Genomic DNA, 13,706 nt, shown 5'->3' on the forward strand with positions numbered 1-13,706 from the left:
CGTTCTATAGCTAGCTTCTCATTTCCTTAGCAGAGCTAGATGCTTATTTACGCATAAATTCTATCATCATTTAAAGCAACTTAAGTTAAAAATTTCACAATACAAAATTATATACCACAATATAAAACAAAATAATTGATAACGGAATTATTTTTCGATAGCATTATTTTAATAAGTTTAATTTTTAGACAGAAAGTTATTTAAAGGAATGAATCATGCAGCAGGACAACAAAACTCAAAACCAGCTTAAAACAGGCACAATTTATGAATCTTTTGATAGAAATATACTAACGCTCACCATGAGTAATCCCACTAAAAAGAATGCAATTAATTACGAAATGTATGCAAGCCTAAGTCAGGCATTAGATGAGGCTGCAACTAATCAAGACATTCATGTGGTTGTGCTGACTGGTGAAGACTCCGCATTTACCAGCGGCAATGATGTAAACGCATTTGAAAAACGCGATACCACCACTTCAGAACCACCCGCTTCGATTGTTTTCTTAAAAAGCTTAGCAACGTTTCCAAAACCGATTATTGCTAAAGTAAATGGTGTGGCAATTGGTATTGGCAGTACTCTGCTTCTACATTGTGACCTTGTGTATGCGAGCCAAAACTCTATTTTCCAATTCCCCTTTGTGAATTTGGGACTTGTACCTGAAGCGGGTTCAAGTTACATCCTGCCAAGACTATTGGGCTTTGCTCGAGCTTCGGAAATTATTTTACTCGGTGAAAAGTTTTCGGCAGACCAAGCAAAAAATTACGGGCTGGTAAATGAAATATTTGAAGCAGATAAGCTAGATCAAATGGTTGAAGATGCGGCCATTAAACTCGCTCACAAACCCAGCCAAGCGTTACAACTGAGTAAAAAGTTGCTAAGAGATATGCCAATTGATGATCTACTCAATCGTATTGATCATGAGTCGACTATTTTCTCGCGTTGTTTACAAGGTTCCGAGTTTAATGAAGCATTAAATGCTTTCAAAGAAAAACGGAAACCGAACTTTCACAGCCAAACAGCCTAAAACTCACCCACTAAAAAGCCAGCATTGAAGATCAAAGCTGGCTTTTATAAATAAATCAAATAGGTTTAGCTAATCTCGGTACGAATATTATTCACCATGTGTAAAAGACGCGGTGCAATATCTTCTTCAAGTTTTTCACGGTTCATAATAAAACTTGGACCACCACAGTTGAACACCAGCAAACCATGTTGTTCATGAATAAGTGGGACTGCAACCGAATTTACATCTTTATGCCATTCGCCGATTGAAAAACAGTATCCAAAATCTTGGTAGTCTTTAAAAGCTTTGTCTAGATCACGGTTAATTTTGATCCAGTCTTCTTTGTGTTTGCTACGGATGGCATCAAGTAAAAATTCTCTTTCGTCTTCAGGCATTGCAGCTAAACATGCACGCCCCATAGAACTTAAATGAATCGGTAAATAGGTTCCAACTTGACGGCGCATGGTCATATTGCCTTTGCCTTGCACCACATCAAGGTAAATCATATTGAGTCGATCGCGTGTTGCCATGGCTACAGCAGCGCCAGCATAGTCTGCCAAATTTTTCATATATGGATGAGCAATAGAGCGAATCGATACGTTAGACAACATGGAATAACCAAATGCAAGAACACCTACTGAAAGCTGGAATTTGCTTGAATTAGGTACTTGTTTGATATAACCCAAACGCGACAAGGTATGTGTAAGGCGAGTAATGGTTGGTTTTGGCAAACCGGTCATTTGAGCAAGCTCTTGGTTGCCCAAATGCTGATGCTTAGGCGTAAAACAACGTAATAGCTCTAAACCACGTGCTAATGCAGTAATAAATTGGCGATCATTTTCATCCTGCATGTCTTCAATCGGATGTAATAATTCATGCCTTAACGGCGCTAATAATTTTTCTGTCTGTTCCGCATCAACTGCATCATTCATTGTCATACCAATCCATATTTTTGTTTCGCACTGCGAAAATTATAATCTATTTTTTCTATAAATAGCAAAAGAGCAAACATCCGAGTCTGCAACTAAAAGATAACTTCATTTAACTCATTAAAGCGAAAGATTAAATATTTTATTTTCTGATTTTAAATATAATTTTAACCTTCCGCTTTTAAGCCACCTACCCAATTACACCTTTTTCTTTGAGCTCAGCTAGTTTTTCAGGAGAAACCACTCGGCCCAAAATGGCTTGCGTATGTTCTCCCAGCAGCGGTGGTGCTGTTTTGTATTCAACGGGTGTTCTAGAAAGTTTAATTGGTGAGCCAATTACCTTCAATTTCTCACGTTGAGGATGATTCATCTCGACTAACATTTCTCGGGCAATTACTTGCGGTTCTTGAAAAGCTTGTTCCAAGTTATTGATTACACCTACGGGAACTTTAGCCGCATAGATTGCATCTACCCATTCATCTGCTGTTTTTGTTAAAAAGTGAGTTTGTAGAATCCCGATAATTTCATCACGATGCTTAATGCGGTCTGCATTTCTGGCAAAACGTGCATCATTTGGTAAATCGGGTAACCCGATACTTCGACAGAGCTGAATAAACTGAGTGTCATTTCCACACGCAATAATGAAATCACGGTCAGAAGCTTTGAACACTTGATAAGGCACAATATTGGCGTGTGCATTGCCATAACGTTTAGGGATATTACCCGATGAAAGATAGTTCATTCCCTGATTCGCCATTGTGGCAATTTGAACATCAAGCAAAGCCATATCAATGTATTGGCCTAAACCCGTCACATGGCGGTTGAGTAAAGCAGCTTGTATGGCAATCGTAGAATAAAGCCCCGTGGCTAAATCAGAAAATGCGACCCCTACTTTTTGTGGACCGCCGCCCGGCAAATCATCGCGCTCACCTGTGACCGACATGAGTCCGCCGATGCCCTGAATAATAAAGTCATAACCGGGCTCTTCTGCTCTTGGGCCAGTTTGACCAAAACCTGTAATCGAGCAATACACCAGTTTAGGGTTAATCGCAGATAAAGACTCGTAGTCTAAACCGTATTTTTTTAGAGACCCCGCTTTGTAGTTTTCAATCACAACATCGGTGTCTTGAATAAGAGCTTTAATCAATTCTTGACCATCAGGGCTAGCAATGTCGATAGTAACAGATAGTTTATTGCGGTTGGTAGACTGATAATATGCAGCTTCTTGAGTATCTTGGCCTGAGTCATCTTTCATCCAAGGTGGCCCCCAAGAACGGGTGTCATCACCGACTTTCGGTCGTTCAATCTTGATTACTTCTGCGCCTAAATCGGCAAGAATCTGCCCACACCAAGGTCCAGCCAATACCCGACTTAAGTCAAGCACCCGAATTCCATTTAAAGCACCCATCTTCATCCCACTATATTTTGTGACTCATTTCCTATAGGAAAACTTATCCATTTAAAATTTCGCATAGCGATATATATTTTTAATATACACAGCTCTTTTTAAAAATCAAACTTTAATTTTCCACTAAAAATAATGATTTTTTATAAGAAAATATAGCTCAAATAAATCAATAAATTAGCCAAACATAAATCAAAAACAAAGTATCGCATTGCGAAATTAATTTTCAAAATATATTGTTTTGCATTCATCCTTTGATTACTATCGCTTCAAATATTGGTGATTTTACGAACATCACATTGATGTTTTCTGCATGTAGTAAAAGGACGAGACTATGATTCGAGATCAGGAAACCTTAAACCAACTTGTTGATATGATTCGACAATTTGTTGAAGGTGTATTAATTCCTCATGAGAATGAAGTCGCTGAAACGGATGAAATTCCTCAAGATATCGTTGAGCAAATGAAAGCGCTGGGCTTATTTGGTTTAACCATTCCTGAAGAGTACGAAGGTCTTGGACTGACAATGGAAGAAGAAGTCTATGTGGCTTTTGAATTAGGTCGTACCTCTCCTGCTTTTCGCTCTCTCATTGGAACCAATAATGGCATTGGCTCAAGTGGCCTGATTATTGATGGAACCGAAGCACAAAAATCATTTTTCTTGCCACGTTTAGCACGTGGTGAAGTGATCAGTTCTTTTTGCTTAACCGAACCGGATGCAGGTTCTGATGCGGCATCTTTAAAAACCAGTGCAGTAAAAGACGGTGACTTTTACATTTTAAATGGTACTAAACGCTTTATTACCAATGCTCCTCATGCTGGTGTATTTACAGTCATGGCACGTACAAATCCTGATATTAAAGGCGCTGGTGGCATTTCTGCTTTTATTGTTGATAGTCAAACTCCGGGCATTTTTCTTGGCAAACGCGATAAAAAAATGGGACAAAAAGGTGCCCATACCTGTGATGTGATTTTTGAAAATTGTCGTATTCCTGCTTCGGCACTCATTGGTGGTGTTGAAGGTGTTGGCTTTAAAACGGCCATGAAAGTACTCGATAAAGGCCGTTTGCATATTGCGGCTTTAAGCGTTGGAGCAGCAACACGAATGCTAGATGATTCTTTAAATTACGCCATCGAACGCAAGCAATTTGGACAACCGATTGCCGAATTCCAACTCATTCAAGCCATGCTTGCTGACTCAAAAGCTGAAATTTATGCAGCTAAATGTATGGTCTTAGACGCTGCACGCCTACGCGATGCAGGACAAAACGTTAGTACTGAAGCCTCATGCGCAAAAATGTTTGCAACCGAAATGTGTGGCCGCGTTGCTGATCGCTGCGTACAAATTCACGGCGGTGCGGGTTATATCAGTGAATATGCCATTGAACGTTTTTATCGAGATGTTCGTTTGTTCCGCCTCTATGAAGGCACGACTCAAATTCAACAAATGATTATTGCCCGAAACATGATTCGCGCTGCGTCTTAATCAAATTTTAAGCGCTTTAAAACGACTTGAAGTGCTTTTTATCAAATGTAGGTAATGGATTATGGCTACAAATTACAAAGAAGGTCTTTCTCGTATACAGCCTCATACGTGGAAAATAGCTTTTATTTTTGCTTTTCTAGCACTGTTGGTAGATGGTGCAGATTTGATGTTACTGTCTTATAGTTTAAATAGTATTAAGGCAGATTTTGGATTAAGTTCAGTACAAGCAGGTATGCTTGGCAGTTTCACATTGGCAGGTATGGCTGTTGGTGGAATTTTTGGGGGATGGGCGTGCGATAAATTTGGTCGTGTGCGCATTGTTGTTATTTCTATTTTAACTTTCTCACTCCTCACCTGTGGCTTAGGTTTCACTCAAAGCTTTCTTCAGTTTGGTATTTTAAGATTTTTTGCATCACTGGGTTTGGGTTCACTTTATATTGCCTGTAATACCCTCATGGCCGAGTATGTCCCAACCCGTTATCGCACAACAGTACTGGGCACACTACAAGCTGGCTGGACCGTCGGCTATATTGTTGCGACCTTGCTTGCAGGTTGGATTATTCCTGATCATGGCTGGCGTATGCTGTTTTATGTTGCGATTATTCCCGTCATTATTGCTGTGCTCATGCATATTTTGGTACCCGAACCAGAAGCATGGCAAAAGTCTCGACTACAACAACCAGTTGTGACTCAGAATGCTCAAAAAACTTCGGCATTTAAGCTTATTTTCCAAGATAAACGAAACCGCAATATGTTTATCTTATGGGCTTTAACTGCAGGCTTTTTACAGTTTGGCTACTATGGTGTAAATAACTGGATGCCGTCATACCTTGAAAGTGAACTGGGTATGAAATTTAAGGAAATGACCGCTTATATGGTAGGTACATATACCGCCATGATTTTAGGTAAAGTTCTTGCGGGCATGATGGCCGATAAATTAGGACGTCGCTTCACCTATGCCTTTGGTGCAATTGGTACTGCTATTTTCCTACCTCTGATCGTTTTTTATAACTCACCAAGCAACATTCTATATTTACTGGTCACTTTTGGTTTCCTCTACGGCATCCCTTATGGCGTAAATGCAACCTACATGACCGAAAGCTTTGCAACAGCAATCCGCGGTACAGCCATTGGTGGTGCTTATAACGTTGGACGTTTAGGCGCTGCGTTAGCCCCTGCAACGATTGGATTCTTAGCCTCTGGCGGGTCTATTGGTTTAGGTTTTGTCGTGATGGGCGCTGCCTACCTGATTTGTGGTGTGATACCAGCCCTATTCATTAAAGAAAAATTATATGACCCTCAAAAGTCGTAAAAGATCCATCACAAAAAATCCTATAGGTCATATGCCTATCTGGTTGATGGCGCTAACGATCTAAACATTAGTTTTAAATCATTAGCCAGAAATAAGGAATTTACTCCTCAAAGTTACTCCTTATTTCCACGTATGTAGAGTTTATTACTCTTCATTTTAATTTTTTAGGTAAGCTTAGCTCCCAAGGGAGCTAAGCTTAAAAATATATTGACCTAAACATTTGTTTAAGGTCGTTCACCCTGCCCCAAACGGCGTTCAATATCATCGAGTACTTTTGGCAAATCAGCGACACTATCAATCACATAGTGAGCGCCCGACGCATTCATTTTTTGGTATGCCTTATCTTTTAGAACAATCTGTTCATCGGCCGATAGCGAACTCCACTCTTCATAGCTTAAACCGACTTCATTACCACTAATCGCAAGTCCTACTGTCCAACATCCCGCATTTAAACCTTCATCAATACCCACCACGGTATCATCTACTTTTACAACAGTTTTAATATCAGACACGTCGAGTTGAATTAAGTTCTTCCATAGCATTTCAGGATATGGTCGGCCAAATTTCACGTCACTTGCCGTAACGATACAGTCCGGTCGATAACCCTGATCGGCAGCATCCTTAACCAAACGACCAATCATCATGGATGCATAACCCGTATTACTACCAATTTTTGCACCACGCTTTTTAATATTTTCAAACGTTTCCAATGCTCCCGGAATTAAAGCAGAACATGTTGGAATAGAATTTAACTGATACGGAATAAAGTCTTTATATAAACGGTCAATATCTGCTTCAGTTGCCGCCTGACCATATACTTCCTGCCATGCAGCTGCGACACGCGGCATTTTTAAAACTGCTGCAATATGGTCACGTTTTTCTAAACCCATTGGCTCTCGAGCTTCTTCAACCGTAATTTCAACTTTATTGTCTTTAAATAAAGCCATAAAAGCCAAAATTGGTGCACGTGAGCCAAAATCTACAGTTGTGCCAGCCCAGTCAAAAACCACAGCCTGAATTTGTGTATTGTTGGTCGTCATGGTGTATTCCCTTTAATTTAAATGTTTTAATAAAAATTATGCTGTTACAGCTTGATTTAGATGGTTTTCACAGTAGCTCGCAATCGCAGCAAGAAGCCCTTCAATGTCATGAATATAAACTTCGCCGATATTGCCAATACGGAAGCAGTTGAGATCGGTGACTTTGCCCGGATAGATCACATAGCCTGATTTTTTCAGGGTTTCGTAGAAGGACTGAAAGCTAAATGACTTGGCTGTTGGGTAAAGAAAAGTGGTAATGATGGGTGATTGTGGGCACTCTTCACCGAGTACCAATTCAAAGCCCAGTTGTTGCATACCTTGCGATAAGGTTTGCTGGTTTTGTAAATAACGTTGATAACGTGCAGCAACACCTCCTTCAGCCTCAAGCTCAAGCAATGCTTGATAAAAAGCATGTACCACATGGGTTGGCGAGGTAAAACGCCATTTGCCGTTATGCTGCTCCATCGTGTTCCACTGATCATACAAATCGAGACTGACCGAACGAGCCAAGCCTTTACATGCTTCTAGGCAATCACGCTTTGCTAAAATAAAACCAAAGCCCGGAACACCTTGAATACATTTATTTGCACTTGAAATTAGAAAATCAATTTCAAGCTCAGCGATATCCATGGGCACACTACCAAATGAACTCATGGCATCTACAATCCAGATTTTTCCTGCTGCTTTTACTAAACGGCCAATGTCTTGAATCGGGTTTAAAATTCCTGTGGTGGTTTCACAGTGTACACAAGCAACATGACTAATCGTTTTATCTTCTAAAACGCGCTCAATCTCTAGTAGATCTGGTGACTGAGTTTCTAAATAGTTCAGTTCTACAACTTCAATATTTAAGCAACGTGCCATTTGCAACATACGTGCACCATATGCGCCGTTATTAATAATTAAGATTTTGCCATCACGCGGAATAGCTGAACCAAGCACAGACTCCACTGCAAAACTACCACTGCCTTGCATTAACACAGCCGTATATTTTTCAGGTTGACTGGTTGCCAAGTTGACTAGACGAGAGCGGATATCTTGTACCAGCGAGTTGTATTCTTGGTCCCAAGTACACCAGTCTTTTTGCATGGCACGGCGTACTGTTGCCGATGTTGATAATGGTCCTGGAGTCAAAAGCAGATATTTGTTTTCTAAATCTATATCGAGTTGGGGTTGCATGTTCATAATGGTACTCATTTCTTTCACGTTCATTTCAATATACATCAATCTGGTTTAAACCAGATGACAAACTAGTAAATATTTTCTTCTAATATTTCTTTCATAAATCCGGCCCCTGTGGTCATACCTTTGCCAGCAATTGCACTCACCAGAAAGATATTTTTTTCGGCTTCAGTGACACAGGCCAACTCATCTTCATGAGTCAGGTAATAACCATTCCAACGTTTTTGAATTGGAGGTAAAGTCAGCCCTAATTTTTCATGGCAGTAAGCTTGAATAAATTCATTAATCTCTTCACGCTGCTCGAACTGAGGCGCTTCATTAATCGAATGATATTCGTGGCTATCACCTACGATGAGTTCGCCAAATTCGTTTTGTTTAATCAGAATATGAATACCGAATTCTTTAATGAAACCTTGTTGTGACGCTTTAACCAACTCCGCATGACTTGGGCAAATTTCAAAAGCCGGATAACGTGAAATAGATAAGCCTGAATAAAGAGAAGCATTTAATTTTTGGTGAAACCGTTGAGTCAGTGCCATTTGTAAGCCACAACGTTTCAGATTCAAGCTTCGTAAGAGATCTGGATATAAAACATCGATGATTTCACCGTGGCAGATCAAAACTTTATTTGCCCGATATACCTCGCCACTTGCCAAGCGAACCTGACAAATTTCATGTTGATATTGGGTTTGAACGACACAAGCATTGGTATAAATCTCTACACCGTTTCTTTCGGCATATGCCAATAGTCGCTGCCCAATCACATGCGGTTCGACCGAATAATCTTCTTCAAAAACCAAACCACCTTGAAAATGCTGCGAAGGATTTAAATAAGAAAATTGGGTGACCAGTTCATCATGACTTCGTAAATGCACAGGTATTTGATAGTTACTTGCACGCTCGGCAAACTCATTTAAAACCTGCCATTCAAGTGCAGTGTTTGCGAGATAAACACCTTGTCGTTGAGCAAACGAAATATCGGTTTCAGCTTGAATACGCTGATAAAAAGAACGCGTTTCAAGCGCGTACTTTCGCCACTGTTGCTCTGGATGGGTTAATGTCGAAGTTCCGACCATGCCGAAATTACGACGAGTTGCCCCCACTGGTTTGGCATTTTTCTCGAAGATACAGACTTTTAAACCTTGCTCTTGTGCCTGTATGGCAGCGGATAGACCTAAAATACCGGCTCCGACAACAATTAAATCAAACTGTGCGTTATTCATAAGACTTCCAATTTGCGAAATTTAGGATGAATAAACCCTTGCCTTGTTGAACAAAGCATTTTCATTTCAGTCGGTTAAATAAAAATTGTGTTTACCTAAAACTTAGTGAGCGCTTTCACGCCATTGCTGACTTCTTGCCATAATTTTTCGGGTAAATAACCAGTGAATGAGTTTTACAACACATGAGGTGGTTAAAATTAGAATGCTCATGGCAACAGCAGCAACCGTGTCTCCCGCATCATCCATATTTAAAACGGCTACCGCCGCTAAACTGGTGTCTGGTGAATAGAGGAAAATGGCAGCCGACACAGTGGTCATGGCATTCACAAAAACATAGACCGACACATCACATAGCGCTGGAAAACACATGGGCAAATATACTTTCCAAAAGGTTTTCCACTTCGATGTTCCTAGAGTTTGTGCTGCCTGATCGAGCTGTAGCGGAATCTGTTTAATGGCATTGGTTAAAGTCAGGTGTGGGACGGTGTAATAGTGCACGATGGTTGAAATCACCAAAATGGTCATAGTTCCATACAGCACATTTAACGGATTACTTTGCTGGTTAAAAAACAAAATATAAGCAATACCTAGCACCAACCCAGGCACAGCAAGGGGTAATAAAACTAAAGCCTGTACATAATTTTTAATGAGTGGATGTGCCTTAAAACGTTCGGTTAATAGTGCCACCATAAAAATGAGTGCTGTTCCAAAAACCGTACTAAAGAGTGCCATGCGAACCGAGTTAAAGTACGCTGCCCAACCGCCGCCATCGACATATTCAAAACTGTAATGTGCTAAGGTCAAAGACAAATCATAAGGCCAAGACTGAATGAATGAAGCCAGCACTGCCGTAAAGATAATCAGTAAAATCGCACCTGAAACTAAACCACAAAATAAGCTCAGAACGACTTCAAGTTTTTTATTCGATGCTGAAACATAAGGTTTAGCCTGAAAAGCTTGAAACCGTGCATGGCGTTTGCTTTGAATACGATCGCAAATGAATACAAAAACTGCTGGTAACAACAATAAGATGGAAATCACTGCACCCATGCTCATATTTTGCTGACCAATAATCTGTTTATAGACATCAAGCGCCATCATGTTAAATGAACCGCCAATGACTTTTGGAATCCCAAAATCGGTCAGTACATAAATAAAAGCCACCAGACTTGCACTAATAAGCCCATAGCGAATTGCAGGTAATGTGACGTGATAATGCGTCTTCCAGATATTTTTACCGAGCGACAAAGACGCCTCAATTAAACGCTGATCGACACTGCGAAAAGACACCATCATCAACATCAAAATTGCTGGAAATAGCCAAAAGCAGTAGCTGATTAAAATACCGATTGGACCATAAATTTGTATATCGCCCAGCAAAGGTTTAAACACACCTTGCTTACCAAATAAATAAACCAATGCCAAAGAAGGCAAAAGTGATGGCGCTAAAATCGGTAAAAAAGCCACCAATTTAAAGAAGCCTTTACCTTTTATATTTACATTGGTGAGTGCAAAAGCATAAATACTGGCAAGAAATACTGTAATGACAGTAGCAGCACAAGCAACCCACACCGAGTTAAATACAGAGCTGAGTAAAGCTGGGCTTGCAAAATAATGATAAAAATTTTCAAGACCAACAAAATTTTGATTTTCATCAAAAAATGCAGTTTCGAACAGCATTATTAAAGGAGCAATAATCGCTAAAGTCAAAGCGATTGCGACCATAGCCAAAGCAATATTTGATCTTAATGAATATTCAGTTTTTCGACGCGGCTGTGTTTTTAAAACCGCTGAAGCAGCTTCATTTAACATAGTGCGTATCCTTGTTCGTCAAAGACATGAATGAGCTGATTAGGCACTTTTATAAACATGAGTTCTTGCAAAGATTTGAACTTGGTATTTTCAATTTCAATTTGCAACAGGTGTTTTGCCTGCTCAATTCCATCGATATGAATAGTGCAAAACAAACGACGTTTTGCGCCTAAAAATTCAGTGCTTATTACTTTAACTGGCAAATACAACGATTCTTTATCACTACCAAAATCATCAACTAACTCGACTGCTTCGGGTCTAAAACCAATGCTGTAATTTTCCCCAGCTTTAAGTTTTTGCTGTTCCAAATTTAGAGCAATAAAACCTAAAACCTCGAGCTGATTAACTACCGAACAAGTGGCTGCCAAAAAGTTCATGGTGCCAATAAACTTGGCAACGAATTGGGTTTGTGGCTTGTAATAAATATTGTGCGGCGTATCAATTTGCTCAATGACGCCATGATTCATGACAACCACACGGTCAGAAATGCTTAATGCTTCTTCTTGATCATGTGTGACCATAATGGTTGGCAAATTAAGCTGCGATTGAATCGAACGGATCTTTTGTCTTAGGTTTAGACGTACCTGAGCATCGAGTGCAGACAAGGGTTCATCCAGCAGTAAAATATCTGGATTCGGTGCAATTGCACGAGCAAGCGCAACACGTTGCTGCTGACCGCCCGACAATTGGTTTGGATATTTTTTAGCAATATCGGGTAGTTCAATTAGTTCCAATAACTGTTGAACCCGTTGGCTACGCTGTACCTTATCCCACTTTCTTTTATCTAAGCCGAAAGCAATATTTTCTTCAACGTTTAAGTTTGGAAATAACGCATAGTTCTGAAACACAATGCCACAGTGACGCTTTTCAGCACTTAACAACGTAATATCTGTACCCTTTTTTATGACTTTTCCATAATCAGGTTTTTCTAGACCCGCAATTATGCGTAGCAAAGTGGTTTTACCGCATCCAGAAGGTCCCAAAAAGCTCACGAACTCGCCAGCTTTCAGGTCTAAATTAATATGCGTTAGGGCCTGAAAGTATTGGAACTTCTTTTGAATATCCACCACTTCTAAAACCGAAGGGCCATGTTCAGGATATTTATAGGTCGTTAAGGTCGACAATAAATGCCCTGCTAACTCGCCCTTTTGGTTTTGATCTAGCAGCGATGATTGCAATGACGAAGGTATTTGCATAATGAGGCCCTTATCCAAAAGATCACTTTTCAAAACGCTTTGACCATTCAGCCAAAATACGTTCACGCTGCTCAGCCGCCCAATAAAAATCATTCTTTACGAGCATTTGAGAAAGGTTTTTCGGGAAGTCCATAGTGGTATTTTCAATGCCTTTGTAGGCCACCATTGAAAAGTTATGGGCATAGGCTTCGTTTGCCGCTTTGCTTACCGACCAATTTATAAATTTTTGTGCGCTGCTTAATTTCTTGGTTCCTTTCACAATTGCTGAGGCTTCCATTTCCCAGCCTAAACCTTCAGTTGGATAAACTACTTCTAAAGGTGCACCCTCTGCTTTTAATTTAAATGCCGGATAACCAAAAGAAACACCAATTGGAATTTCACCCTGTGCTGCCATCTTGCAAGGTTTTGAGCCCGAATGAGGATATTGTGAAATGTTTTTATCTAAAGCCTGCATATAGTCCCATGCCTGCTTTTCACCCCAAATTTGCATCCAAGCTGTGACATCTAAATAGCCTGTACCACTCGAAGCCGGATTTGGCATCACAATCAGGTTTTTATAAATCGGGTTGGTTAAATCTTTCCAAGTTTTTGGAATCGGTAATTTACGCTTTTCTAATTCGACTTTATTGACACAAATTGCAGATTCCCATGCATCCATACCCGTCCAAGTCGGTACAGGTTTTTGACTTACAAATTCTGGTTTTAAATTTTGAACACCTTCAGGTTTGAAAGGCTCAAGCATGTCTTTCTTTTCCATGACCAGTAAACTGGTTAAAGCCACACCAAAAACCACATCCGCTTGTGGGTTTTTCTGCTCTGCCAAAAGTTTAGCGGTGATCACCCCTGTTGAATCACGTACCCATTTTACTTTTAGCTCTGGATAGGCTTTGTGTAATTCCTCTTGGTACTGTTTGAGCTGGTCGGCTTCCACTGCCGTATAGACTGTAATTTCTTCTGAGTTTTTTGATGTTGCTGATGAACATCCCATTTGAATAGCGACCACTACACCTAAAACTGATGCAGTGCCGAGTTTGATTGTCTGTTGAACATACTGTTTCATCTGCAAACCATCGAATGCAATTATTTGATGATCGTATTTCAACAGCTTTATATGACA

Annotated in this window: 11 protein-coding genes; 3 read left to right on the forward strand and 8 right to left on the reverse strand. The window is 40.1% G+C overall.

The features are described 5' to 3' along the window. Positions 1-215: 215 nt before the first annotated feature. The gene (locus tag AAC388_RS11065) at positions 216-1,025 is read left to right on the forward strand and encodes an enoyl-CoA hydratase (RefSeq protein ID WP_342370605.1); all 810 of its coding nucleotides are present in this window, start codon (positions 216-218) and stop codon (positions 1,023-1,025) included. Between the two features lie 65 nt (positions 1,026-1,090). Here AAC388_RS11065 and AAC388_RS11070 read toward each other — a convergent pair whose 3' ends face one another. Together AAC388_RS11070 and AAC388_RS11075 are read right to left on the reverse strand one after the other, a co-directional pair. Next, on the reverse strand, positions 1,091-1,936 hold the full coding sequence (locus AAC388_RS11070) for an IclR family transcriptional regulator (RefSeq protein WP_000996082.1): 846 nt from the start codon (positions 1,934-1,936) through the stop codon (positions 1,091-1,093). 187 nt (positions 1,937-2,123) lie between these two features. Next, on the reverse strand, positions 2,124-3,341 hold the full coding sequence (locus AAC388_RS11075; protein WP_342370606.1) for a CaiB/BaiF CoA-transferase family protein: 1,218 nt from the start codon (positions 3,339-3,341) through the stop codon (positions 2,124-2,126). 331 nt (positions 3,342-3,672) lie between these two features. Between AAC388_RS11075 and AAC388_RS11080 the strand changes: the two genes are divergently transcribed. Next, positions 3,673-4,824, forward strand: a complete 1,152-nt coding sequence (locus tag AAC388_RS11080; RefSeq protein WP_342370608.1) for an acyl-CoA dehydrogenase family protein — start codon at positions 3,673-3,675, stop codon at positions 4,822-4,824. 61 nt (positions 4,825-4,885) lie between these two features. Next, the gene (locus tag AAC388_RS11085; RefSeq protein ID WP_057077459.1) at positions 4,886-6,136 is read left to right on the forward strand and encodes an MFS transporter; all 1,251 of its coding nucleotides are present in this window, start codon (positions 4,886-4,888) and stop codon (positions 6,134-6,136) included. A gap of 224 nt (positions 6,137-6,360) precedes the next feature. On the opposite strand, the gene phnX is transcribed toward AAC388_RS11085, so the two are convergent. The 6 genes from phnX to AAC388_RS11115 all read right to left on the reverse strand — a co-directional run bounded on the left by phnX (position 6,361) and on the right by AAC388_RS11115 (position 13,649). After that, positions 6,361-7,176 carry a phosphonoacetaldehyde hydrolase gene (gene phnX, locus AAC388_RS11090; protein WP_342370609.1) on the reverse strand — a complete coding sequence of 272 codons (816 nt, stop codon included), beginning with the start codon at positions 7,174-7,176 and terminating at the stop codon, positions 6,361-6,363. Between the two features lie 36 nt (positions 7,177-7,212). Continuing rightward, positions 7,213-8,400, reverse strand: coding sequence for a 2-aminoethylphosphonate--pyruvate transaminase (phnW, locus tag AAC388_RS11095; RefSeq protein ID WP_342371577.1), 1,188 nt, complete (start codon positions 8,398-8,400; stop codon positions 7,213-7,215). A gap of 26 nt (positions 8,401-8,426) precedes the next feature. Then, positions 8,427-9,581 (reverse strand): TIGR03364 family FAD-dependent oxidoreductase, encoded by a 1,155-nt coding sequence (locus AAC388_RS11100; RefSeq protein WP_342370610.1) that lies wholly within the window; start codon positions 9,579-9,581, stop codon positions 8,427-8,429. Positions 9,582-9,683: 102 nt separating this feature from the next. Continuing rightward, a complete protein-coding gene (locus AAC388_RS11105; protein WP_039765611.1) occupies positions 9,684-11,393 on the reverse strand; it encodes a putative 2-aminoethylphosphonate ABC transporter permease subunit in 1,710 nt (569 codons plus the stop codon). Beyond that, positions 11,387-12,589 (reverse strand): ATP-binding cassette domain-containing protein, encoded by a 1,203-nt coding sequence (locus AAC388_RS11110; protein ID WP_342370611.1) that lies wholly within the window; start codon positions 12,587-12,589, stop codon positions 11,387-11,389. Before AAC388_RS11110 ends, AAC388_RS11105 begins: the two co-directional genes overlap by 7 nt. A gap of 22 nt (positions 12,590-12,611) precedes the next feature. Further along, positions 12,612-13,649 (reverse strand): putative 2-aminoethylphosphonate ABC transporter substrate-binding protein, encoded by a 1,038-nt coding sequence (locus AAC388_RS11115; protein WP_342370612.1) that lies wholly within the window; start codon positions 13,647-13,649, stop codon positions 12,612-12,614. Between the last annotated feature and the right edge of the window lie 57 nt (positions 13,650-13,706).

The sequence above is a fragment of the Acinetobacter sp. D009 genome, assembly GCF_038562025.1.
In the GTDB taxonomy this organism is placed as follows: domain Bacteria; phylum Pseudomonadota; class Gammaproteobacteria; order Pseudomonadales; family Moraxellaceae; genus Acinetobacter; species Acinetobacter pittii.

What these genes read in the sequence shown, in the direction of transcription:
- AAC388_RS11105 (WP_039765611.1), bottom strand. Translation starts at nt 11,393, where the DNA reads ATGTTAAATGAAGCTGCTTCAGCGGTTTTAAAAACACAGCCGCGTCGA.
- AAC388_RS11085 (WP_057077459.1), top strand. Translation starts at nt 4,886, where the DNA reads ATGGCTACAAATTACAAAGAAGGTCTTTCTCGTATACAGCCTCATACG.
- AAC388_RS11065 (WP_342370605.1), top strand. Translation starts at nt 216, where the DNA reads ATGCAGCAGGACAACAAAACTCAAAACCAGCTTAAAACAGGCACAATT.
- AAC388_RS11110 (WP_342370611.1), bottom strand. Translation starts at nt 12,589, where the DNA reads ATGCAAATACCTTCGTCATTGCAATCATCGCTGCTAGATCAAAACCAA.
- phnX (WP_342370609.1), bottom strand. Translation starts at nt 7,176, where the DNA reads ATGACGACCAACAATACACAAATTCAGGCTGTGGTTTTTGACTGGGCT.
- AAC388_RS11070 (WP_000996082.1), bottom strand. Translation starts at nt 1,936, where the DNA reads ATGAATGATGCAGTTGATGCGGAACAGACAGAAAAATTATTAGCGCCG.
- AAC388_RS11075 (WP_342370606.1), bottom strand. Translation starts at nt 3,341, where the DNA reads ATGGGTGCTTTAAATGGAATTCGGGTGCTTGACTTAAGTCGGGTATTG.
- AAC388_RS11080 (WP_342370608.1), top strand. Translation starts at nt 3,673, where the DNA reads ATGATTCGAGATCAGGAAACCTTAAACCAACTTGTTGATATGATTCGA.
- AAC388_RS11115 (WP_342370612.1), bottom strand. Translation starts at nt 13,649, where the DNA reads ATGAAACAGTATGTTCAACAGACAATCAAACTCGGCACTGCATCAGTT.
- phnW (WP_342371577.1), bottom strand. Translation starts at nt 8,400, where the DNA reads ATGTATATTGAAATGAACGTGAAAGAAATGAGTACCATTATGAACATG.
- AAC388_RS11100 (WP_342370610.1), bottom strand. Translation starts at nt 9,581, where the DNA reads ATGAATAACGCACAGTTTGATTTAATTGTTGTCGGAGCCGGTATTTTA.